Here is a 21,157-nt window from a genome sequence, read left to right on the forward strand (position 1 = left end):
CGATTCCTCCCGAAATGTCGGGGGTCAGCGCGGCAACCACTGCTCCGCTTCGGCGGCGCTGCACAGCACAAAATGCTCAGGCCGCAGCTCGCGCCACTGAGGGGTCTCTCTGGAGTAGTCGTGCATGGCGGGGTCGTAGACCAGCAGCTTTTTCTGCCGCTCCCGGCGGGGGTCCGGCATGGGAATGGCGGACAGCAGGCTGCGGGTGTAGGGGTGGATGGCGTGGGCCGTCAGCTCTTCGGCCCCGGCCAGCTCCACGATGCGGCCCTTGTGAATCACGGCGATGCGGTCGGAGATGTAGCGCATCACGGACAGGTCGTGGGCGATGAACAGATAGGTGATGCCGCGTTCTTTTTGTAAATGGCGCAAAAGGTTCAGCACCTGCGCGCGGATGGACATATCCAGTGCGCTGATGGGCTCATCGGCAACGATGAACGCCGGCTCCACGATCAGCGCCCGGGCGATACCGATGCGCTGGCGCTGTCCGCCGGAAAACTCGTGAGGAAAGCGGGAAGCAAATTCCGGCAGCAGGCCCACGTCCCGCAAAGCCTGCCTCACCCGCTCCTCCCGCTGGGCGGCGGTGAGGTCGGGCCGGACGTTCTGCAGGCCCTCGCCCACGATATAGCTCACCTTGGCGCGTTCATTCAGCGAGGACTGCGGGTCCTGAAAGATCATCTGGATCTCCTTGATGATCTGCCGGTCCAGCTGGCGGGAAATTTTGCCGTTGATCTTCTGGCCTTTATAAAGGATGTCACCGCCGGAGGTGGGCAGGATGCGCAGGATGGCCCGGCCGATGGTGGTCTTGCCGCTGCCGCTTTCGCCCACAAGGCCGAAGGTCTCGCCCTTATAAATTTTAAAGCTGGCGTCCTGCACGGCATGATAGGTGCTGCGGCCGGAGCCGTAGGTCACGTTCAGGTGGTTCACTTCCACAAGAACTTCGCGTTCATTTTCCATCTTACAGCCCCTCCTCTCGCAGCATTTTCACCGCAGCCGGCGGCTCAATCTTGGGTGCCCGGGGGTCCAGCAGCCATGTCTTGGCCTTGTGGGTGGGCGTTACCTCAAAGTAAGGCGGGCGCCTGACAAAATCGATCTTCAGTGCCTGCGGGTTGCGGGGCGCAAAGGCGTCGCCGCGGATCTCTGCAAACAGGTTCGGCGGTGTGCCCACGATGTTGAACAGGTCCTCGCCCTTCACGCCCATCTGGGGCATACTGGACAGCAGTGCCCATGTATAGGGGTGGCGGGGGTCGTAGTAGATCTCGTCGGCGGTGCCGATCTCCACGATGTCGCCCGCGTACATCACGGCTACCCGGTCGGCAATGTTGGCCACCACGCCCAGATCGTGGGTGATGAGCAGGATGGTCAGATCGTACTTGACCTGCATTTTTTTGAGCAGCTGCAAAATCTGGGCCTGAATGGTCACATCCAGTGCGGTGGTGGGCTCATCGCAGATGAGAATTTTGGGGCTGCAGGCCGCTGCAATGGCGATCACCACCCGCTGGCGCATCCCGCCGGAGAACTCGTGCGGGTACTGCTTAAAGCGCTTTTCCGGCTCAGAAATGCCCACATCCCGCAGGTATCCCAGCGTCTTTTCCCTTGCGGCAGCGCCCTTCAGGCCCTGATGCAGGGTGACGGCTTCCATGATCTGTGCCCCGATGGTCTTCAGCGGGTTCAGGCTGGTCATGGGATCCTGCATGACCATGGCGATCTCCCGGCCGCGTACCCGCAGCCAGTCCTTTTCGGTTCTGAGGTCAGAAAGGCGCAGCGGCTTGCCGTCCGCCATGCCATAGTAATCGATGGTGCCCCCGGTGATGGAGCCGTTGGCGTCCAGAAGGCCCATGAAGCTCTTGGTGAACACGCTCTTGCCGGAGCCGCTCTCGCCCACGATGGCGAGCACTTCGCCTTGGTACAGATCAAGATCGATGCCCCGGATGGCGTGCAGCACTTTTCCACGCAGATCGAACTGGATGTTGACATCTTTTGCGGAGAGAATGAGCGGGCGATGTTCCATGATATCCCCTCCTTACTGCAGATGGTTCTTCGGGTCGGCGGCGTCCGAGAAGGCGTTGCCGATCAGGTAGAACGCAATGGTGACAAAGCTCAGGATGAGGGTGGGGTACAGCAGCTGGTAGCGCAGCCCGGCCTGCATCATCACCTTGCGGCCATCGTTGACCAGATTGCCCAGCGAAGGTGTCTCCACCGAAAGCCCGAGGCCGATGTAGGTGATGAACACCTCGTTGCCGATGGCTTCCGGGATGGTGAGAGCCATGCGCAGCATGATGACCGAGACGAGATAGGGCAGCAGGTTGCGCAGTACGATGCGCACAGTGGGCGTGCCGAGGCAGCGGGACGCCACGTTATAATCCCGGTCGCGGATGATGAGGATCTGGTTGCGGATGAAGCGTGCCATTTCGATCCAGCCCTTGATGGCCATGCCAAGGACCATGGTCCAGATGCTGGGCGTTGCCACGTAAGAGATCAGGATCAGCACAATGGCGGTGGGGATGTTATCAAAGATGTTGTACAACTCGGTGAACACGGGGTCCAGCCCGCGCACATAGCCCCACAGCACACCGGCGGTGATGCCCACCACCGCTTCAATGAGGGCCACGAAAAAGGCGATGGTCAGGCTGGTGCGTGCACCGGCCCAGATGCGTGCCCACAGGTCCTGTCCGATGGAGTTGGAACCCCAGATAAAGCCGTCCTGCCCGGGGGCGATGTTGCGGTACTGGATGCCGGTGGCGGGGTCCACGGCGCAGAGGTTTGGGTCTGCCTGACCGGGCAGGTGGGGCTGGATGAAGGCAAAGGCCACCACAGCTGCCAGTGCCACCAGCAGAACCACCGCGAACCTGTTCTTGAAAAAGGCGCGGAAGGTGCTGCCCCAGTAGCTGTAGTTGGAGCTGGCAGTGGCTTCGGCCTGCGCCTCGCTGAACCCGGCGGGGGTGAACAGCTCGTCTTCGGGCAGAGCCTCCCATCCGGCAGTGTGTTGTGCCTGCGCGGCGTTGAGCTTGTCTTCCAGCAGCCGGGAGCGTTCACGTTTGAGAAAAGAGAGCATCAGCGGCCACCTTCCTTCCTGCCAAAGTGGATGCGGGGGTCCAGGAGAACCATGAGCACATCACCTAAAATCAGGCCGATGATGCCCACGCAGGCATACAGCAGCACGATGCCCTGCACCATGGTGTTGTCGTGGCGCTGCACGCAGGTGACCAGCAGACCGCCCATGCCCGGGATGCTGTACAGGCTCTCGATGTAAATGGAGCCGACGACAGTGTTCAGAAATGCGGAGGGGATATACTGCACCAGCGGCACCATGGCGTTGCGGAAGATGTGATGCAGGGCAATGCCGCTCTCGCTCACGCCCTTGGCCCGGGCCAGCTTTACGTAATCCTTGTTGCTTTCGTCCACCATGTAGCGGCGCAGCCACATGGCGTAGAACGCAAGGTTTGCAAGGCTCATGCTGCACACCGGCAGAACCCAATAGCGCCAGTCGGCGGCATCGAACAGCAGGCCCACGCCCATGGCGGTGGTGCCGTACATCTGAATGTACAAAAAGTACACGGCGGCAGGCACGGCCTGAATGAGCACGATGACGGCTGTGCCCAGCTTATCCGGCCAGCGGCCCTTGCACCGGCCCATGACAAGGCCCAGCGGGATGCCGAAGATCAGGCTGAGCAGCATGGCCAGCACACCCATTTCGATGGAAATGGGCAGCTTCTGGGCAAGGATCTTGGTCACGGGGGCGTTGAGCTTGTAAATGTGGCTCACGCCCAGATCACCGTGCAGCGCGTCCCGCCAGAAATGGCCGATCTGCACCGGCAGCGGGTCCAGCAGACCCATGGACTGCAGTCCGGCCTGAATCTGTGCCTCGGTCATTTTTTCGTAGTTGGCAAAATAGCCCTCTACCGGCATGAGCCGCAGTAGGCAGAACACCAGCGTCACGATGATGAACAGGGTCAGGATCGAGCGCCCGATGCGTTTTGCGAGATATGGCACCATCGCTGTGCACCTCACTTTTCGATTGAAATACAGATACCTATAGAATACCGCAATTTTTTACGTTTGGAAAGGGATTTGTGAGTTTTTGCGGGAAAATGGGGTGAGGAACGATTCAAAATGGCCTCCGCTTGCGCTCTGGCCATATTCAGCGGAAAAATATTTTTAATTCGCGTTTGTCGCGGCCTGTGGGAACTTGTCGGGGCGAGGCCCCTCCATCTGCTAACGCAGACCGCTCCTCCGCTTAAAAGCCCCACTGGGGCTTTTATTGCTGCGCAACCGCGACCTACTCCAAACGCTGCTTTCACCAGTGGGGTCGTAGACCGGAAACAGTAGATGCACACTTTACCGACCTTGCCCTCTCCGTCAGCAGCCTCGCCCTCTCAGTCATCGCTGCGCGATGCCAGATTCCCCTTTTTGTCACCTGTGGTGACATCTTCCCCCGGCCGGGGGAAGTCTTTCCTCAAAGCGGGAGCCCTTGGCAGTCCACGCAAAGTTCATCTCTTTGCCAAGGCCTCTCCCTTTGGGAGAGGTGGATGCGAACGCAGTGAGCAGACGGAGAGGGTGAGGACGCTCCCCGCAGCGCGGATGTTTCCGCAAGAAACCAGCGCTGCAAATGCCGCTTTCCTCCACGACTCTACCCGTGAAAATGCAATGCCGGACAGCCCGCAGGCTGCCCGGCATTGCTCTAATTAAAATAATTCTTCCGCTATTTATGCGTAAAGCGAACGCGGAGCGCATTTTAAACCGTTTTATCGCGCGTCGCGGTTCTGGTTGTACTCCTCCATGGAAACGTAATGGTCGAGGATGTGCACGCCCTTCAGGCGGTTGGTGGACAGGCCCGTGGGAGCGTACTGGCCTTCCCACAGGTTCAGGCGGGTGGCGATGTACGGCGGCACCGGCATCCCCAGCGGGATGACCAGCGCGTTCTGGATGAGGAAGGCTTCGGCATCCGCAAAGGCATCATACCGGGCATCCAGATCCTCGGTGATGGTCTTTGCCTTCTCCACCAGAGACATGTACTGCATCACAAGTTCGGCGGTCTCGCCGGTCACGATGCCGTCCTCCACGCCGGTGCGCAGGAAGCTGTAGCAGGTGCCGCGGTCGCCGGCTTCCTGATAGAAGGGGTACACCTCGGTTTCGGGGTCGGAGTAATCGGCACCCCAGTAGTAGGACATCAGCTGGTAGGCACCCACCCGGCGCACCGCGTTCAGGAAGTTGTCGGAGGGGCCCTGGGTGATGATGATGTTCACAAAGTCGAAGCCGTCGTTCAGCACGCCCTCCACCTGCTGCTTGAACACCTGACACTGCTTGTCCCAGTCCACCACGGCGGGGTTGTAGGGGTACTGCACCTTGATGGGGAAGGTGACACCGGCAGCCGTCAGTTCTTCCACTGCGGCATCGCGGTACTGCTTGGCGGTGGCTTCGTCAAAGAAATCGGACAGGCCTGCCAGCCCGCCGCATTCAGTATAATCCACGCCCTTGCTGTTGGCGCAGAAGGAAGGCGGGGTGATGGTGTGCAGCTTATAGTTTTCGTAGCCCTCGGGTGCAGTGACGGCCAGAGTGACGGAGGGATTGATGGCATACAGGAACGCCTTGCGGAAGTTGGTGGAGTTGATGGCTTTGGCCCAGTTGTCCGGCTCATATTCAGCGTCCACGCCGGTCACGGTCCAGTTGGAGAATTCGTGGCGGTAGGGCAGGAAGTTGAAGATGTAGAAATAGCTCTTGCCGGTCTCCGGGCGCTCCATGGACACCATATCTCTGGTGGTGTCATCGGCCAGCCAGCTGTCCAGAATGTCCGAGCTGATGGTGGCCTGATCGATCTCGCCGCGCTTGACCATCTCCGGGCCGCTGATGAGCTCTTCCTGATTGTAGATGTAGCGCACCGTATCGATATAAACGCTGTCGGCATCGTAGTTCTCGGGGTTTTTCTTCATCACCCAGCTTTCCAGCGGGGTGTACTCGGCCAGATAGAACGCGCCGCAGCTGCAGGCGGTCTCGGCACTGGTGCAGAACTGGTCGGCAAACTCCTCCAGCAGCGGGCCGTAGGCGGGCTCGTAGGGGGCGTAGCTGAGCAGGCTGAGGAAGCCCGGGAAATCAAAGTTCAGGGTGTAGGTCAGGGTGTGCTCGTCCACAGCCTTGACCCCCACGGCGCTGAAATCCACAGCCGGGTACTCAGTGGCAGTGCCGTCCGCAGCGGTGGCCGTCACAGTGCCGCTTGCGTCGATGGCGTAGGTGGTGCCGTCCTCGGCCACGGTGCCGTTGTTGGCGTTGTTGCGGTAGACACAGTAGTTGTAATAATCATCTGCACCGGCCACATAGGGGGTGACAAGGCTTGCAGTGGAGGAAGCATAGTCCGGGTTCAGCACATAGGCCAGCGCATCCACAAAGTCCTGCGCAGTCACAGGGCCCAGCACCTCGCCATTGCAGTCCACCCAGTTCTCGTCCCGCAGGTGGAAGGTCCAGGTCAGGCTGTCGGCGTCCCATTCCCACGCAGTGGCAAGGCCCTCCCGGATCTTGCCGCGGTTGTCGTATTCCACCAGTGTGTCGATGCACTGGGTGCCGTGGTAGAGGTCCGGGTCGGCAGAGCAGACCAGATAGTTCAGGGTGGCGGGCTGGCGGGAGTACAGCACGGTATAGGTGGAGCTGCTGCCGAAAGCGCCGGTGCCGCCGCCATTGGAAGCGGAGGAGCCGCCGCAGCTGCTCAGCAGACCGGCAGCTGCAGCAGAAAGGGCGGCTGCACCGCTGCCCTTCAGGAACTGACGGCGGGAAATGGAATGACGCATAGTGTGATCCCTCTTTCTTCTAGCTCTAGCATTTGTGTGCTCTGAAAAAAGGGAGTAACGGAACACACATCCGTTACCCCCTTTGTAACAGTCCATTGCCGCACAAAGGGCGGCTTTATGGTCAGTATAGCATTGAATCGACGCGCCGTCAATCGTTTTTCGGCGCTACGGCTTCGGGTGTCTCGTCCGGCAGCGTGGGTGCGGGCTTGGCAGGCGTCACGGCACTGATGACCGAACCGGCTGCAGCCGGCACAGCGGCTTCGGCGGGGACCGCTGCGGCCTCGGCGGAAACAGCGGCACCGGCCTCCTCCGCTGCCTTGGCGGCCTCCTCGGCAGCCTTTTTGGCCTCCCGCTCCTCCCGCAGCTGCTTTGCCCGGGCGGCGGCTTCCTCCTGCCGCTTTTTGGTGCGTGCCTTGATGCGGCACACGGTGCACACGCCCTCCGCACTGTCCGGCGCAATGGGCTTGCCGCACTCTTTGCACAGGGTCTTGCGGCATTTGTAGATGCTCACCGGGCCAAGGGTGGTCAGCTGGCGCAGTTTCATGCCATCGATGCCGTGGTTGGAGCAGGATGCCACGCACACCTCGCACTCGCTGCACTTCCACGGCGTGATGACGATGCGGGTCTGGCCGTCGGGCAGGTCCTCCAGCTTCAGCGCACCGGCGCGGCAGGCCTTTTCACACTTGCCGCAGCCAAAGCATTTGTCGGTGAAGTTGGGCAGATAGTAGCCGTACTTCAGCGGCATGTCCATGGCCGCTTTCAGCTGCTTTGTGCGCTGGTGCAGCAAAAGGCGGAAATCCACACCGCCGTCGTCCTCGCTGCGCAGGCCGGGCAGCAGCTGCAGCAGCTTTTTGGTGCCGCTCTTGGAGCCGTGACTCACCTGCTCGAACATTTCGCGGCGGCTCAGCTCCTTTACGTGATAGGGCGCTTCGTCCTGCTCGTAGGCCAGCGTGAACCGTGCCTCGAACATGGGCTGACCAAAGAAATCCACAAGCCTTGTCAGCTCCTTGCGCAGCTGGGCGGCGCACAGGTCGTTCTCACACTCACCGCAGGGGGTCAGGTCCAGCACGATCTTTTTGTTCAGGGCAAGGTAGGCCAGCGTCTCCCATGTGAGGGCAGAGATGCAGGCGCGCACCATGGAATTTTTGCGGGTGGACTTTTCGCAGCCGATCCAGATGGTGTCATTGTCGGTATCGGCGGCGGAGGTGTCCCGCTGCACCTGCTCCGGCGAAGGGATGATGCAGCCGCTGCGGCAGGCAGAAACGCACAGGCCGCACTCGGTGCAGGGGTCCCAGTCCTTGACGAGGTTCGGACGGGTAAAGATCTGTTCGCCATAGGGGCAGATATCCTTGCACTCGGTGCAGGGCTTGCGATGAGGATGCAGGTTCCAGCACTGGCGGCGGTTGATCTCGGGATGGGTAGTTTTCATCAGCATATCCATCGCGGTGCGTGTAAAAAAGCCCATAATTTACTCCCCTTCCACAACAGAAGTGATGTTTGCATGTTCGATCAGAAAGCGCTGTACCTTCTGGGTGGTCACGGCAGAGGCCACAGCGTCCCGGCTGAGCACTTTGCGGATCTCAGGCTCCGGGGTGTCGTGCAGCTTGGCAAGGCGGGCGTATTCGGCGTCCACCTCGGCGTTGGACACGGTGATCTGCTCTGCTTCGGCAATGGCCCGCACCGCAAGGATGCTGCGCATCTTTCGCTCCGCATCCTGGCGGAAGGCGGCACGCACCTCGTCCGGTGTGGTCTGGCCTGCCTTGCAGTACAGCTCCATGGTCATCTTGCTGCGGCGCAGCCGGTCGCGCAGGGCGTTCATGTCCCGCTCCGCGTTCTGATCCAGAATGGCATCGTTCAGCTCCGCCGTCAGGTTCGCCCCGGCCATGTCCAGCAGGGCGGCACCGGCAATGCGGTCGGCGTTGGCCTCGTGGGAGCGGCGCTTCTTTTCGCGGATGCTCTCTTTCAGCGCGTCCACCGAGTCAAAGCCCAGTGTCTTGGCAAAGGCGTCGTCCAGCGGCACGGTCTGCTTTTGCTCCACGGTGTGCAGGGTGATGGCAAACTGCGCCGTTTTGCCGGAAAGCTCCGGCACCCGGAACTCGGCGGGGTAGGTAAAATCGAACCGGAAATCCTCACCTGCCTTGTGGCCGTAGACCGCGTTTTCGGCGGCGGGCATCAGCTGGCCGGTGCCCAGCACCACCGTGACGTTTTCCATCCGGCTGTCCGGGATGGGAACTCCGTCCAGAAACCCCTCGAAATCCAGCGTTACACGCATCCCGCGTGCGGCGGGCAGCTCCACCGGCACAAAGGGGGCATGGGTGCGGGTGAGGTTTGAGGCCTCCAGCTCCACGGCTTTTTCAGACACCGGGCGCACCCGGCGGGTAAAGTCCAGCCCTTTGTACTGGCCCAGCGTGACCTTGGGCAGGGCGCTTGCATTCTGTTCCATCGAAAAAGACTCCTTTTATCTCCAAAGTACAGGCGCAGACGGCCTGAGAAAACAGCATCTTAAAGTCCATGCCCGGCAAGCCAGCTTTCTGCCACCTGCGAGAACATCTCGGGGTAGAGGGCATCCTCCTGCGCGAAGGCATCCAGATAATATTCCACCTCAGCCCGGTCGGCAGGCTCGGTGCGCTCCCACACGGTGAACACGGTGCCGTTGCCCATGTCAAAGCTGGCGGCCTGCGTAAAGTGCTCATCCCGCGCGGCGCAGAAGAGGGCGTTCCACCGGCCGGAGAGCTCGCCGCCGCTGACAAAGGTCTGGGGGAAGGGCTCTGCAGTGAGCACATACTTTGCCTCAAAGAACCGCACCGGGAACTCGTGGGTGCCCGGGATGGAGATGCCGGCGGCCAGCTTGCCCTGCAGCTGGATGTCCGGCAGGGCGGCATACTGGAACATGTCCGAGTTGTACAGCATATCGTGGGGGATCATGTAGGCGAACTCGCCCTTTTCCGCATCGCAGTGGGCATCGATCCAGTCGTCCACGCGCTGGATCTGGGCGGCGTCGGTGCGGTCGTAGGTGAGCTTGTCCAGCCGGACGAACTCCGACACCGCCTTGAGGGAAAAGTGGTCCACCACAAAGCCCGGCAGGGCCACGGTGGTCAGCGGGGAACAGCGCACCGACATGGCAAACACCAGCGTGAAGGCCCAGTAGAAAAGCTTGAGCTTCCGGTGCTTCCGGATGCCTTCGGCCAGTGCGGCAGAACCGGTGAGGAACAGCAGCAGCCACCCCGGCACGAACAGCAGCATCTGGTGGGAACCGGTGTTCTGCACCCGGGTGAACAGCACAAGGCTTACCAGCAGCTCCACACCCGCAAGACAGGGCAGGGCAGGCAGACGGCGTTTTGCGGCAAACCACAGCCCCAGCCCGATGAGGATGAAGTTCAGCAGGCCGATGCGCAGGGTCTGCGCGGCCAGCTCCAGCGTGATGCCGCCGAAGTTGTAGTAGGAGTAGCGCCCGGCGTAATCAAAGCCGAGGATCTTGCGCACCATGGGCAGCAGAAGCAGTACCATGGCCCCGGCGGCGCACAGGCCGAACACGGCCAGCCGGACGAGGCGGTGCACAGCCCGGGACTGCTGGCCGCTTTTTGCCAGCCGCACACTGGATACCACCAGCAGCAGGACGTAGGCGAAGCAGTAGCCCACCACAAAGTATAAGTACCACCGCCGTGTGAGGATGACCCCCGCCGTGGCGGCAAAGATCAGCAGATAGCGGGGCAGGTCGATGCGGTCAAAGCGGTGGTCCAGCGTGAGCAGCAGGAGCATGAAGGCGAAGATGAGCCCGAACCAGTCCGGCTGGCCCAGCATGGCAGACATGCGCAGGAACGGGAAGGTGACGCACCAGGAAAAGCCGATGAGGAAATACCAGCGGGTGTTTTTCACCCGCAGCAGCTGCCCGGCTTTGCACACCAGTCCCGCCAGCAGCACCAGCAGGCTGGGCAGGATGCTGAACAGCTGACAGAATGCGTAGTCGTCGCCGGTCTTGCCGCTCAGGCAGAACGGGAACTCGGTGAACAGGGGGATGAAGTTGGTGTAGTCCTCGGTGATGGAATCGAGGAGGAACCGGAAGCCTGCGCCTGTGCTCTGGGCAAAGGCGGCTTCGGCGTTATACTGCTTTAAAATGTAGTTCACATAGTCCCAGTAGTAGAGGAAGGTGCGGCTGCCCAGCGCCCAGAAAGAGTAGAGCGCCGCCACAGCCCAGACGCCCACCAGCACCGCCTTGTGGAACAGGTCCAGCTCCACACCGGCCCGGCGCAGCACCAGCAGCGCCAGTGCAAACAGCGCTGCATTGCACCACAGGCTCAGCAGCGGGAAAAACAGGCCGCTGCCCGGTGCGGCAAGGCCGAATACGATAAGCGCCAGCGCCCCGGCAGCAAGGCCCAGCCAGACCTTGCCAAGGGCAGACAGACGGGAAACGATTCCATTCATCCCCAAAAACCTCTCAGTTGCAGAATATCACAGCTACAGTATAGCAAGCAAAATCTGCACTGTCCAGCCGCAGGGCGTGGAAAACAGCAAAATGTCCCGCAGCTTTCAAAGCATACAGGACATTTTGATGTGAATATTACTTGTTGGAATTTGAAGCGGTCTTTGTGCTGCGGGCGCTGCGGCGCTTTTGCGCCATAGCCTTGTTAGCGCTGATGCGGGCGGCGTCCGGGTTCGGGGCTTCCGGGGTCAGCCGCAACAGGCAGCTCCCCATGGCGGGCAGATCGATGGTGAGGGTGTAATCCCGGCCATAGACACCGCCGTCGGTGGTGTGCAGGCTGGTCTTGCGGCGTCCCTTGAGCGCACCGCCCCACTCGGGGGATTCGGTGTTCAGCACCTCCTCGGCACCGCAGGGGAACCGGAGGTAGAGGGGAAACTTTTTGTGGGCGTGATCCTGCGTGTTCATGATGCACAGCAGGCTCTGGCCCTGTCCCTTGCGCAGCCATGCGTACACGCCCTCGCTGCGGCTCTCGCAGGCCACCCACTCAAAGCAGTCGGGGTTGTACTCGCCATCGTAGAGGGCGGGTTCGGTGGAGTAGACCCGGCTCAGGTGGGCAAAGTATTTCTGGAAGGCATCGTGGAAGGGATATTTCAGCAGGTCCCAGTCCAGCTCCCGCTTTTCGTCCCACTCCCGGAAGTGTCCCATCTCGTTGCCCATGAAGTTCAGCTTCTTGCCCGGGTGCATATACATATAAAAATACAGGGTGCGTAGCTGGGCGCATTTTTCCGCATAGGTGCCCCACAGCTTATCGATGATGGTCTTTTTGCCGTGCACCACCTCATCGTGGCTCAGCGCCAGCAGATACAGCTCGTTGTAGAAGTAGTGCATGCTGAAAACGATCTTGCCGTAGGCATTCGGACGCTCGCCGAAGGGGGTGGCAAAATAGTCCAGTGTGTCGTGCATCCAGCCCATGTCCCACTTGTAGTCGAAGCCCACGCCGTCGTAGCGGGTGGGAGCTGTCACCTTGAGGAAGTTGGTGGAGTCCTCTGCCATGTAGATGCCGGTGGGCCAGCGCTCGTTCAGGCCGTGGTTCAGGCTGCGCAGAAAGTTCACAGCTCCCTCGTTCACGCCGCGGTTCGGGTCTCCCTGCCAGTACAGCGCGCGGGAAATGGCGTCCATGCGGATGCCGTCGCAGTGGTACACGTCCATCCACAGGGCAGCGGCACTGTTCAAAAAGCTGCACACCTCCCGGCGGTAGTAATTGAAGTTGCAGGTGCCCCACTCGCTGTGGCCCACATCGCTGTCGTACTCGTAGAGGTGGGTGCCGTCAAACTTTGCCAGAGCGTCGGCGTTGGCGGCAAAGTGCACCGGCACAAAGTCCATGATGACGCCGATGCCCATGCGGTGGCAGGCGTTGACGAAGCCGGCAAACTGGGCGGGGGTGCCGTAGCGGCTGGTGACGGAAAAATAGCCGGTGGTCTGGTAGCCCCAACTGCCGTCAAAGGGATGCTCTGCCAGCGGCAGCAGCTCCACATGGGTAAAGTGATGGTCCAGCAGCCAGGGAATCAGCTCCTTGGCCAGCTCCTCATAGTTGTACCAGCCGTCTGAGCCATCGGCCTCCTTGCTGCCGGGCTTGTGCCGCCAGCTGCCAACATGCATCTCGTAGATGTTCAGCGGGCGGTTGCGGCATTTGTCGCGGCGCTCCATCCATGCACTGTCGTCAAAGCGGAAGTCCAGCTTTACCAGACGGCTGGCCGTACCCGGCCGCAGCTCGGTGGAAAATGCGTAGGGGTCGCTGCGCATCACCACACTGCCGTCGGCACCATGCACCCGGTATTTATAAAGGTCGCCCTCTGCAAGGCCGGGGACGAATGCGCTCCACACGCCGGTATCGGCTTTTTCCATGGGCACGCCTGCCTCCCAGCCGTCGAAGCCGCCGCAGACCTCCACTGCCGTAGCACCGGGGGCCCACACCGCAAAACGCCACCCTTCGGTGCCGTTGTCGGAGCAGGGATGGGCACCAAGGATGCGGTAGGCATCAAAGCAGTCTCCATTGAAGAATTCACGGGGAATGGCGGGGTAATTCATGCAAAGATCTCCTTACATTCTATGATGAGCAGTGCCCGGCGGCACTGCATGTGATACAGATATTTGGGCAATATATCCAATAAAAACAAGGCAAAATGGGGCACAGTAGCCGATATTCTTGTCGATTCTTGACAAAAATCGGCAAATATTAACATATTTTACAGATTCTGTGCTATACTATTCCTGCCGCTGCAGTGGGCGGCGGCTGACTTTTTTGTATGGGAGCGGTATGAACAATGGCTTGGTATGACAACGCGGTATTCTATCACATCTATCCTCTGGGGCTGTGCGGCTGCGCACATGAGAACGACGGGCAGGCGGTGCCCGGCGCATTCGAGAAGCTGAATGCATGGGCGAAGCACGCAGCGGACCTTGGCTGCACGGCCATTTATATCGGCCCGCTGTTCGAGAGCGGCTCCCATGGCTACGACACCATCGATTACCGGCTGGTAGACCGCCGCATCGGCACCAATGAGGAGTTCCGGGACTTTGTGGCAGACTGCCATGCCCGGGGCCAGAAGGTGATCGTGGACGGCGTGTTCAACCATGTGGGCCGGGATTTCTTTGCGTTCCAGGACCTGAAGGCGAACCGCGAGAACGCCCGCTATAAGGACTGGTTCTGCGATGTGAATTTCTGGGGCAACAACGAGTACAACGACGGCTTTTCCTACGGCAACTGGGGTGGCTACAATCTGCTGGTCAAGCTGAACCAGCGCAACCCGGAGGTGCAGAACTACCACTACGAGACCATCCGCTTCTGGGTGGATGAATTTGACATTGACGGCATCCGTCTGGACGCCGCCGACGTGCTGGACTTTGACTTCATGCGGGGGCTGCGCCGCCTTGCCAATGAGGTAAAGCCCGAGTTCTGGCTCATGGGCGAGGTGATCCACGGGGACTACAGCCGCTGGGCAAACCCGGAGATGCTGCACTCGGTGACCAACTACGAGCTGCACAAGGGCCTGTGGAGCGGCCACAACGACCACAACTATTTCGAGATCGCCCACACCATGCGCCGTCTGCAGGGCCTGTGCCACGATACCCGGCTGTATCTGTTCTCGGACAACCACGATGTGGAGCGGCTGCCCAACAAGCTGCGCAACCGGGAGCACATCCGTCACATTGCAATTCTAGTATATACGCTTTGGGGCATTCCGTCCATCTATTATGGCTCAGAATTTGGCATTGAGGGCAAAAAAGAGTGGGGAAGCGACTGGCCGCTGCGTCCCTGTCTGGAGCTTTCCGACTTCAAGGACGCTGAGACCACCAACCCTGTCACCAGCGTGTATGCCGCACTGGGCAGACTGAAGGCGGAGCTGCCGGAGCTGACCGACGGCGAGGTGAAGGAGCTGCAGCTCACCACCCAGTGCTATGCCTTTGCCCGGGTGCTGGATGGAAAGGCCTGCGTCGTGGTGCTGAACAACGGCGACAGTCCCGCACAGCTGGAATTCCAGCTGCCGGTGGAGGCTTCCGGGGCCGTTGACCTGCTGGCGGATACCGTGGGCGCACAGCCCGTTCTGACCAGTATAGAGTGGGGCCGCATGAAGGTGCAGCTGCCCTCCAATTATGCTACCATCCTGCAGCTGGAATAAAGGGCTGGCTTCTTGCACAAACCGCCGTGTTTTGCTACAATAGAGCAGGAATGCAGAAATGCGGAAAGGAAGCCTGAGACCTATGAACGCAGCGCAGCGCAGAGAATCCATCCTGAACCGGCTCAGCGGGGCCGAGACCCCGGTCAGTGCCAGTGCCCTGGCGGCACAGCTGGGGGTATCCCGTCAGATCGTGGTGGGGGATGTGGCTCTGCTGCGGGCAGGCGGCGCACAGATCGATGCAACGCCCCGGGGCTATCAGCTGCATCCGGCCCAAAAGGGCTATGTGGGCATTCTGGCCTGCGTGCACAGCACCGAGGAAGAGATGCGCACCGAGCTGTACACCATTGTGGATCAGGGCGGCATCGTGGTGGATGTGGCTGTGGAGAACAGCCTGTATGGTGAACTGCGGGGCAACCTGAACCTTGCCAGCCGCTATGATGTGGACAACTTTATCCAGCAGGCAAAAAATACGCCGGAAAGCCTGCTGAGCCGCATGACCGGCGGCGTGCACCTGCATACACTGCACTGCCCGGATGCCGACAGCTTTGAGCGCATCCGGCAGGCGCTGGACGAAAAAGGCATCCTGTACCGCAAGGAGTGACGCGGAGGGGGGATAGCCCCAGTATAAAAAAGGCTGAGGGCCTTGTCTATCCGCAAAACAGGAAAATGGTTGGATAATCAACAGAATTGCAAAAGAGGTGGATTTTCTGGATATTCGCATTGAAAAAACGGAGCGTGCCATCAAGCAGGCGTTCATGGAGCTGCGGGCGCAGAAACCGCTGGAAAAGATCAAGGTCAAGGAGCTGTGCGATCTGGCCTGCATCAATAAGTCCACCTTTTATGCCCATTATCAGGATATCTATGCGCTGGCCAACGCCATGGAGGACGAAATGGTGGAGGTGGTGGTGGAAAGCCTGCCGCAGCTGACTGCCAGTGATGTGAGCGAGCGCACCGAGTGGCTGACCCGGGAAATGTTCCGGGCGTTTACCCGGAATCAGACCGAGATCGGCATCCTGTTTTCCGGCTCCCGTCAGGGACTGTTCATCAACCGGGTGGAAGCGGCCATGTGCAAATGCATCTCGGAGCGAGACCCCTCGTTTGATGCCGATGTGGTGCGCAAGATCGTGCTTTCCTTCTGCGTGCAGGGCTGCTATTACACCTTCACCAGCTACTGCGGCCAGATGGACGAAAAGCGTCTGGTGACGCTGCTGGCGTCCATTGCCCGGGCGGCGCAAAAAATCAGGATGTAACAAATCAGAATGCCCGCCGCGTTCGCTTTGGGCATGAATAGCGGAAAAATAATTTTAACAGAGCAATGCCGGGCGGTCTGCGGACCGCCCGGCATTGCATTTTCACAAGAGGGGTCGTAACTGGAAGCGGCATCTTTTTTCCTTGTGCAGATGTTCCCGTAGGGAATAGGTACAGAAGATGCAGTTTGCCTTTCGGACTCCTTCTGTGAAAAAGCAGTTCAGCAAAGCCCGCAGGCTTTGCTGAACTGCAAACTATAAAAACTTTATTTCCGCTAAAGATGGCCAGAGCGCAGCGGAGGCCATTTAAAATCAATTACACACCGGAAGCGCCGTAGTTTGCCAGCACGCGGGCAGAGGGGTCGTTGACGTTGCAGTTGGGCCATGCCTTGTTGGGCATCCAGAAGCCCACGATGGTGCGGCTCTGGTCGTGGTAGTACTTCTCAAAAATTTCGCGGTAGAACAGGCTTTCCTTGGTGAACGGCATGCAGTGGGCCGAATAGTTCGCCCGGCGCAGCTGGAACTCCTCGTCGGTGTAAAGGCTCTCGGCATACTCCTTGATATCATCCACCATGCTGTGGCCCACGGCATCCGAGAAGGCGGCCTTCTCGCGCCACAGGATCTCCGGCGGCAGCCAGTCGCCCTCAAAGGCCTTGCGCAGCAGGTACTTGCCCTTGCCGTAGCTGTTCAGCTTCTTTTCCGGGTCGATGGCCATGACGTAGCGCACAAAATCCAGATCCCCAAAGGGCACGCGGGCCTCGATGCTGTTGGAGGAGATGCAGCGGTCGGCCCGCAGCACATCGTACATGTACAGCTCCCGGATGCGCTTCTGGCTTTCCTGCTGGAAGGCGTCGGCGGTGGGGGCGTAGTCGGTGTACTTGTAGCCGAACAGCTCATCGGAGATCTCGCCGGTCAGCAGCACCCGGACGTCGGTCTGCTCGTGGATGGCCTTGCACAGCAGGTACATGCCCATGCTGGCGCGGATGGTGGTGATGTCCCAGGTGCCCAGCAGGCGGATGACCTCTTCCAGACTGTTGATGACCATGTCCCGGTTGATGATGATCTCGTGGTGCTCGCTGCCCAGATATTCAGCGGTCTGGCGCGCATACTTCAGGTCAATGGCGTCGGTGTCCATGCCGATGGCAAAGGTGCGGATGGGCTTGTTCAGCTTCTTGGCGGCAATGGAACACACCAGCGAGGAATCCAGACCGCCGGAAAGCAGGAAGCCTACCGGGGCATCTGCATCCAGACGCTTCTCCACGCCTGCGATCAGCTTTTCGCGGATGTTCCGCAGCACGGTGTCCATATCGTCCTGCATGGGGGCGGGGACATCGGCGATGTCCTCATAGCGGACGAAGCGGCCATCGCAGTAGTAGCTGCCGATGGGGAAGGGACGGATGTCGTCGCACCAGCCAATGAGGTTCTGCATCTCGGAGGCGAAGGCAATCTGATGGCTGGACTTGGAGTAGCCGTAGAACAGCGGACGGATGCCGATGGGGTCGCGGGCGGCGATGAGCCGGTCCTTGCGGGAATCGTACATGATGAGCGCGAACTCGGAATCCATGTGGCGGAACATATCCAGACCATACTCATAGTACAGCGGCAGCAGGATCTCGCAGTCACAGTCGGACTGGAACTTGTAGCCCCGGCGCTTCAGAACTTCTTTTTCAAAGCGGAAGCCGTACAGCTCGCCGTTGCACACCACGCAGTCGGCACCGCGGTAGAACGGCTGCATGCCTTCCGGCGTCAGGCCCATGATGGCAAGGCGGCCAAAGCCCATCAGACCGAAAGGTCCTTCCACCACACGCTGGTCGTCCGGGCCGCGCATGACCGTGCGCAGCAGGTATTCCTTGAATTTGGCGGCACTCAGATCGTGCCCGGTATAGCCCATAACACAACACATATTTCTTACCCCTCTTTTTTCAATAAAAAAATACGGCAGCTCATTCATCCCAATTGCTAGGACGAATATGCTGCCGTATCCGTGGTGCCACCTAAATTACCGGCATAAAACCATGCCAGTCACTTTTGTGCGCTCTCCCCGTTGAAAGCACTGCCGCGATAACGAGCGGCGCACGTCTGCCCCTACTGCTGCACAAACAGGTTCAGGGGGAAGCTCACGGGTGTTCGTTCGGGCTTCGTCCTCTGCGCGGCTCCCAGCTGCCCGCACTCTCTGAAAGAGGACCTTGAAACCTTACTTTTCCCGGTCAACGCTTTTTCTTGCCTGCATTGTATCACGGCTTTTTGTCCGTGTCAACACAGCAGGCGCATTTTTGTGCGGTTTGATCAGCAGAGTCGGACTGTTCCGCTTTTTGGGCACAGTGACGGCACAAACCATACAAAACGCTGCCCTCGCACTGCAGGGTAAAGCCGTGCTCTGCCATCAGATGGGCGCGCACCTCGTCCATGAAGTGGCAGTCCAGATGATAGATGCGTCCGCACTGCACGCATTTGAGGTGCAGATGCTCCCGGCAGTGGCGGCCCTCGTCCACGTATTGGAACACGGCTTTTTCGCCCTTGTCGGCTACGTATTTCATGATGCGCTGCTCCCCGGCCAGCTTGTCCAGATAGCGGTACACCGTGGTGGGGTTGGGGCTTGCGCCCTGCGCTTCCAGATGCTCCAGAATGTTGGAAGCACTCACCGCGTGCTGCCGGTTGTTGATGAGATAATCTAAAATCAGTTGACGGGTCTTGGTATTGTAGCCGTCGCTTCGTGCCATAAGAGAGATCCACACCCTTTTCGTTATTTTATTCATTGTAGCATATTTTTGTGTTGGATGCAAAAGAACCGGGCCAAAAGAAGCAGCATTGGCTACAAGCACAAAAACCGTTGTTGATTTTAGCAAAAAATAAGACATAAAAATTAGCAAAAACGGAAAACGCACCAAAGTTCGCAAAAAAGTATTGTAATAATTGCCCTGTTATGAAATAATAGAACTGAAATACTACTTGGATTGCAGCAAGAATACAAGAGTGCTTTTGAAGAAGAAAAAAGCATGCGCTCCAAAGTATTATAAGGAGAAGAAACCTTTTTCATTGCAAAGGAAAAAGGGAATAGGAGTTGTGCAAAATATGAAAGAAACGGAGTCGCAGACCAAACTGAGCCTGAAGCTGCAGGCGTACCAGTACCTCAAGACCAGGATCCTGAACTGCGAGTACCGGCCCAATGAATTCCTGAACGAGCAGAAGCTTTGTGCGGAAATGGGCAACATCAGCCGCACCCCCATGCGGGATGCTCTGGGCCGTCTGGAGCAGGAGGGGCTCATCACCATCCTGCCCAAAAAGGGCCTGATGGTATCCGGCATCACCGAAGAGGACGTGCACAGCATGTTTGAAATGCGTTTGCTGGTGGAGCCGTATGCCCTGCGTACTTATGGCAGCAGCATCCCGCGAGAGCAGCTGGAGGCGTTTGCTGAGCTGATGCATCACCCGGACCGCATCACCGACTTCTGCGAGTCGGACGATGCGTTCCATGAACTGCTCATGAGCACCCTGCCCAATAAGTACCTGCGCTCGGCTTACGACCGCATCACCGGCCTGAACACCCGGTTCCGTATCATGACCGGCAAGGTGAGCATGATCAATCAGGAGCAGACCTGTGAAGAGCATCTGGAAATTCTGGATGCTGCGCTGGCGGACAACTGGGATCTGGCTGCGGATTCTCTGCAGCATCACCTGGAGCTGGCCCGCGATAAGGCGGAGGGCGTCATCAAGGTCATCCGGCTGTGGTAAAAACTGCATAAAAAAGACCGTTGCACGAAAAACGTGTGACGGTCTTTTTGTTATGAGACTCCCCCAGTTGCCTGCGGCGACAGCCCCCTCAGAGATGGGGCCTTAAAGCCTCCCTCTTTGAGGGAGGTGGCATCGCGCAGCGATGACGGAAGGAGTTACAGTGCATCCAGCTCCTTTTGCAGCTGTGCCAGCGAATCGCGGATGGGCAGCTTTTGCGGGCAGACTGCCTCACATTTGCCGCAGCGCACGCAGTGCAGGGCCTTTTCGCTGTCCGGGAAGTGCTCGGCCCACTGGGCTTTGATGGCATCCTTCTGCCCGAACATGCCCAGCTTGTTCCAGATGCTGAAATTGTCCGGGATGTCCACCCCCATGGGGCAGGGCATACAGTACCGGCAACCGGTGCAGCCGATCCTGATGCGGCGGTGCAGCTGGTCGGCAACGCTTTCCACGGCGGCATTTTCGGCAGGGGAGAGCGGCTGGAAAGAGCCAAAGGTAGCCAGATTGTCGGTCAACTGCTCCTCGGCGCTCATGCCGGACAGGATAACATGCACGTTGTTGTGGCTGCCCACCCAGCGCAGCGCCCAGGAGGCATCGGAGGCATCCGGACGCAGGGCGTGCAGCGGTGCGGCGGCGTCTGCAGGCAGAGACGCCAGCGTGCCGCCCTTGACGGGCTCCATGATGATAAGAGGCACGCCGCATTCTTCGGTCAGCTGATAGCCCCGGTCACCGGAGATCTCCTCGGCACGGTCGTCCCGGTCCAGATAATTGTATTGCAGCTGGCAGAAATCCCACGGCTGGTCGCGCAGAATGTACTCAAACCCGGCAGAGTTGTCATGGCAGGAAAATCCAAAGTTCCGGATGCGTCCTGCAGCCTTCTGCTGCCACAGCCAGTCCACAAGGCCCATGGCTTTTGCCTTTTCGTACCGTGCTCTGTGCAGGGAGTGCAGCAGATAGAAGTCGATATAGTCAACGCCCAGCCGCTGCAGCTGTTCTTCAAAAATTCGCTTGGCATCGTCCAGATTTTTGCAGCTCCACAGCGGCATTTTGGTGGCAAGATAAAAGCTGCTGCGGTCCCACTTGGCAATGACCCGGCCCACGAAGGGCTCACTCTGGCCGTTGTGATAGGGATAGGCGGTATCGAAGTAGTTGACACCGGCGGCCTTGGCGGTGCTCAGCAGCGCTTCGGCGCGCTCTTCATCAATGGTGCCGTCGGCCTTGGTGGGAAAACGCATACAGCCGTAGCCCAAAAGGGAAGTGCGGATATCGTTTTTGCTCCAGTTGCGGTATTCCATAGCTCTCTTT

General features: G+C 59.4%; 16 protein-coding genes and 1 other annotated feature. Of the genes, 4 read left to right on the plus strand and 12 right to left on the minus strand.

Annotated elements, in window-relative coordinates; genetic code table 11:
- Positions 1–24 precede the first annotated feature (24 nt).
- The 9 genes from ACKXF7_RS07810 to glgB form a co-directional block, all read right to left on the minus strand.
- Positions 25–954 carry an ATP-binding cassette domain-containing protein gene (locus ACKXF7_RS07810; RefSeq protein WP_423740990.1) on the minus strand — a complete coding sequence of 310 codons (930 nt, stop codon included), beginning with the start codon at positions 952–954 and terminating at the stop codon, positions 25–27.
- A 1-nt stretch (position 955) separates the two neighbouring features.
- Positions 956–2,008 (minus strand): ABC transporter ATP-binding protein, encoded by a 1,053-nt coding sequence (locus ACKXF7_RS07815; protein ID WP_423740991.1) that lies wholly within the window; start codon positions 2,006–2,008, stop codon positions 956–958.
- 12 nt (positions 2,009–2,020) lie between these two features.
- Positions 2,021–3,052, minus strand: coding sequence for an ABC transporter permease (locus ACKXF7_RS07820; RefSeq protein ID WP_249237196.1), 1,032 nt, complete (start codon positions 3,050–3,052; stop codon positions 2,021–2,023).
- Positions 3,052–3,993 (minus strand): ABC transporter permease, encoded by a 942-nt coding sequence (locus tag ACKXF7_RS07825; protein ID WP_423740992.1) that lies wholly within the window; start codon positions 3,991–3,993, stop codon positions 3,052–3,054. The genes ACKXF7_RS07820 and ACKXF7_RS07825 overlap by 1 nt, the downstream gene beginning before the upstream one ends.
- A 749-nt stretch (positions 3,994–4,742) precedes the next feature.
- Positions 4,743–6,776: an ABC transporter substrate-binding protein gene (locus tag ACKXF7_RS07830; RefSeq protein WP_423740993.1), complete on the minus strand. Its 2,034-nt coding sequence runs from the start codon at positions 6,774–6,776 to the stop codon at positions 4,743–4,745.
- Between the two features lie 148 nt (positions 6,777–6,924).
- Positions 6,925–8,241, minus strand: a complete 1,317-nt coding sequence (locus ACKXF7_RS07835) for a 4Fe-4S dicluster domain-containing protein (RefSeq protein WP_423740994.1) — start codon at positions 8,239–8,241, stop codon at positions 6,925–6,927.
- A 3-nt stretch (positions 8,242–8,244) separates the two neighbouring features.
- Positions 8,245–9,219: a trigger factor gene (tig, locus tag ACKXF7_RS07840; RefSeq protein WP_423740995.1), complete on the minus strand. Its 975-nt coding sequence runs from the start codon at positions 9,217–9,219 to the stop codon at positions 8,245–8,247.
- Between the two features lie 59 nt (positions 9,220–9,278).
- Positions 9,279–11,198, minus strand: coding sequence for a DUF3488 domain-containing protein (locus ACKXF7_RS07845; protein WP_423740996.1), 1,920 nt, complete (start codon positions 11,196–11,198; stop codon positions 9,279–9,281).
- A gap of 136 nt (positions 11,199–11,334) precedes the next feature.
- Positions 11,335–13,284, minus strand: a complete 1,950-nt coding sequence (gene glgB, locus ACKXF7_RS07850) for a 1,4-alpha-glucan branching protein GlgB (RefSeq protein WP_423740997.1) — start codon at positions 13,282–13,284, stop codon at positions 11,335–11,337.
- 236 nt (positions 13,285–13,520) lie between these two features.
- On the opposite strand from glgB, the gene ACKXF7_RS07855 reads away from it, so the two are divergent.
- The 3 genes from ACKXF7_RS07855 to ACKXF7_RS07865 all read left to right on the plus strand — a co-directional run bounded on the left by ACKXF7_RS07855 (position 13,521) and on the right by ACKXF7_RS07865 (position 16,126).
- Positions 13,521–14,876, plus strand: coding sequence for an alpha-amylase family glycosyl hydrolase (locus ACKXF7_RS07855; protein ID WP_423740998.1), 1,356 nt, complete (start codon positions 13,521–13,523; stop codon positions 14,874–14,876).
- 82 nt (positions 14,877–14,958) lie between these two features.
- Positions 14,959–15,477 (plus strand): transcription repressor NadR, encoded by a 519-nt coding sequence (locus ACKXF7_RS07860; protein ID WP_339396129.1) that lies wholly within the window; start codon positions 14,959–14,961, stop codon positions 15,475–15,477.
- A 97-nt stretch (positions 15,478–15,574) separates the two neighbouring features.
- Positions 15,575–16,126 (plus strand): TetR/AcrR family transcriptional regulator, encoded by a 552-nt coding sequence (locus ACKXF7_RS07865; protein ID WP_423740999.1) that lies wholly within the window; start codon positions 15,575–15,577, stop codon positions 16,124–16,126.
- A gap of 313 nt (positions 16,127–16,439) precedes the next feature.
- Here the strand turns inward: ACKXF7_RS07865 and asnB are convergent, their stop codons facing one another.
- Positions 16,440–18,026, minus strand: coding sequence for an asparagine synthase B (gene asnB / locus ACKXF7_RS07870; protein ID WP_423741000.1), 1,587 nt, complete (start codon positions 18,024–18,026; stop codon positions 16,440–16,442).
- Positions 18,027–18,080: 54 nt separating this feature from the next.
- Positions 18,081–18,343 (minus strand) — a binding site (T-box leader).
- Positions 18,344–18,357: 14 nt separating this feature from the next.
- A complete protein-coding gene (locus tag ACKXF7_RS07875) occupies positions 18,358–18,843 on the minus strand; it encodes a Fur family transcriptional regulator (protein ID WP_249237186.1) in 486 nt (161 codons plus the stop codon).
- A 352-nt stretch (positions 18,844–19,195) separates the two neighbouring features.
- Between ACKXF7_RS07875 and ACKXF7_RS07880 the strand changes: the two genes are divergently transcribed.
- Positions 19,196–19,855 carry a GntR family transcriptional regulator gene (locus ACKXF7_RS07880; RefSeq protein ID WP_423741001.1) on the plus strand — a complete coding sequence of 220 codons (660 nt, stop codon included), beginning with the start codon at positions 19,196–19,198 and terminating at the stop codon, positions 19,853–19,855.
- Positions 19,856–20,010: 155 nt separating this feature from the next.
- On the opposite strand, the gene ACKXF7_RS07885 is transcribed toward ACKXF7_RS07880, so the two are convergent.
- The gene (locus tag ACKXF7_RS07885) at positions 20,011–21,147 is read right to left on the minus strand and encodes an aldo/keto reductase (RefSeq protein WP_423741002.1); all 1,137 of its coding nucleotides are present in this window, start codon (positions 21,145–21,147) and stop codon (positions 20,011–20,013) included.
- Between the last annotated feature and the right edge of the window lie 10 nt (positions 21,148–21,157).

Source organism: Faecalibacterium sp. 7 (assembly GCF_049562865.1).
In the GTDB taxonomy this organism is placed as follows: domain Bacteria; phylum Bacillota; class Clostridia; order Oscillospirales; family Ruminococcaceae; genus Faecalibacterium; species Faecalibacterium wellingii.

Excerpts from the sequence above, each read along its gene's own strand:
- ACKXF7_RS07855 (WP_423740998.1), top strand. The coding sequence starts at position 13,521 with ATGGCTTGGTATGACAACGCGGTATTCTATCACATCTATCCTCTGGGG.
- ACKXF7_RS07875 (WP_249237186.1), bottom strand. The coding sequence starts at position 18,843 with ATGGCACGAAGCGACGGCTACAATACCAAGACCCGTCAACTGATTTTA.
- ACKXF7_RS07820 (WP_249237196.1), bottom strand. The coding sequence starts at position 3,052 with ATGCTCTCTTTTCTCAAACGTGAACGCTCCCGGCTGCTGGAAGACAAG.
- ACKXF7_RS07880 (WP_423741001.1), top strand. The coding sequence starts at position 19,196 with ATGAAAGAAACGGAGTCGCAGACCAAACTGAGCCTGAAGCTGCAGGCG.
- asnB (WP_423741000.1), bottom strand. The coding sequence starts at position 18,026 with ATGTGTTGTGTTATGGGCTATACCGGGCACGATCTGAGTGCCGCCAAA.
- ACKXF7_RS07845 (WP_423740996.1), bottom strand. The coding sequence starts at position 11,198 with ATGAATGGAATCGTTTCCCGTCTGTCTGCCCTTGGCAAGGTCTGGCTG.
- ACKXF7_RS07815 (WP_423740991.1), bottom strand. The coding sequence starts at position 2,008 with ATGGAACATCGCCCGCTCATTCTCTCCGCAAAAGATGTCAACATCCAG.
- ACKXF7_RS07810 (WP_423740990.1), bottom strand. The coding sequence starts at position 954 with ATGGAAAATGAACGCGAAGTTCTTGTGGAAGTGAACCACCTGAACGTG.
- ACKXF7_RS07860 (WP_339396129.1), top strand. The coding sequence starts at position 14,959 with ATGAACGCAGCGCAGCGCAGAGAATCCATCCTGAACCGGCTCAGCGGG.
- glgB (WP_423740997.1), bottom strand. The coding sequence starts at position 13,284 with ATGAATTACCCCGCCATTCCCCGTGAATTCTTCAATGGAGACTGCTTT.
- tig (WP_423740995.1), bottom strand. The coding sequence starts at position 9,219 with ATGGAACAGAATGCAAGCGCCCTGCCCAAGGTCACGCTGGGCCAGTAC.
- ACKXF7_RS07835 (WP_423740994.1), bottom strand. The coding sequence starts at position 8,241 with ATGGGCTTTTTTACACGCACCGCGATGGATATGCTGATGAAAACTACC.
- ACKXF7_RS07825 (WP_423740992.1), bottom strand. The coding sequence starts at position 3,993 with ATGGTGCCATATCTCGCAAAACGCATCGGGCGCTCGATCCTGACCCTG.
- ACKXF7_RS07885 (WP_423741002.1), bottom strand. The coding sequence starts at position 21,147 with ATGGAATACCGCAACTGGAGCAAAAACGATATCCGCACTTCCCTTTTG.
- ACKXF7_RS07830 (WP_423740993.1), bottom strand. The coding sequence starts at position 6,776 with ATGCGTCATTCCATTTCCCGCCGTCAGTTCCTGAAGGGCAGCGGTGCA.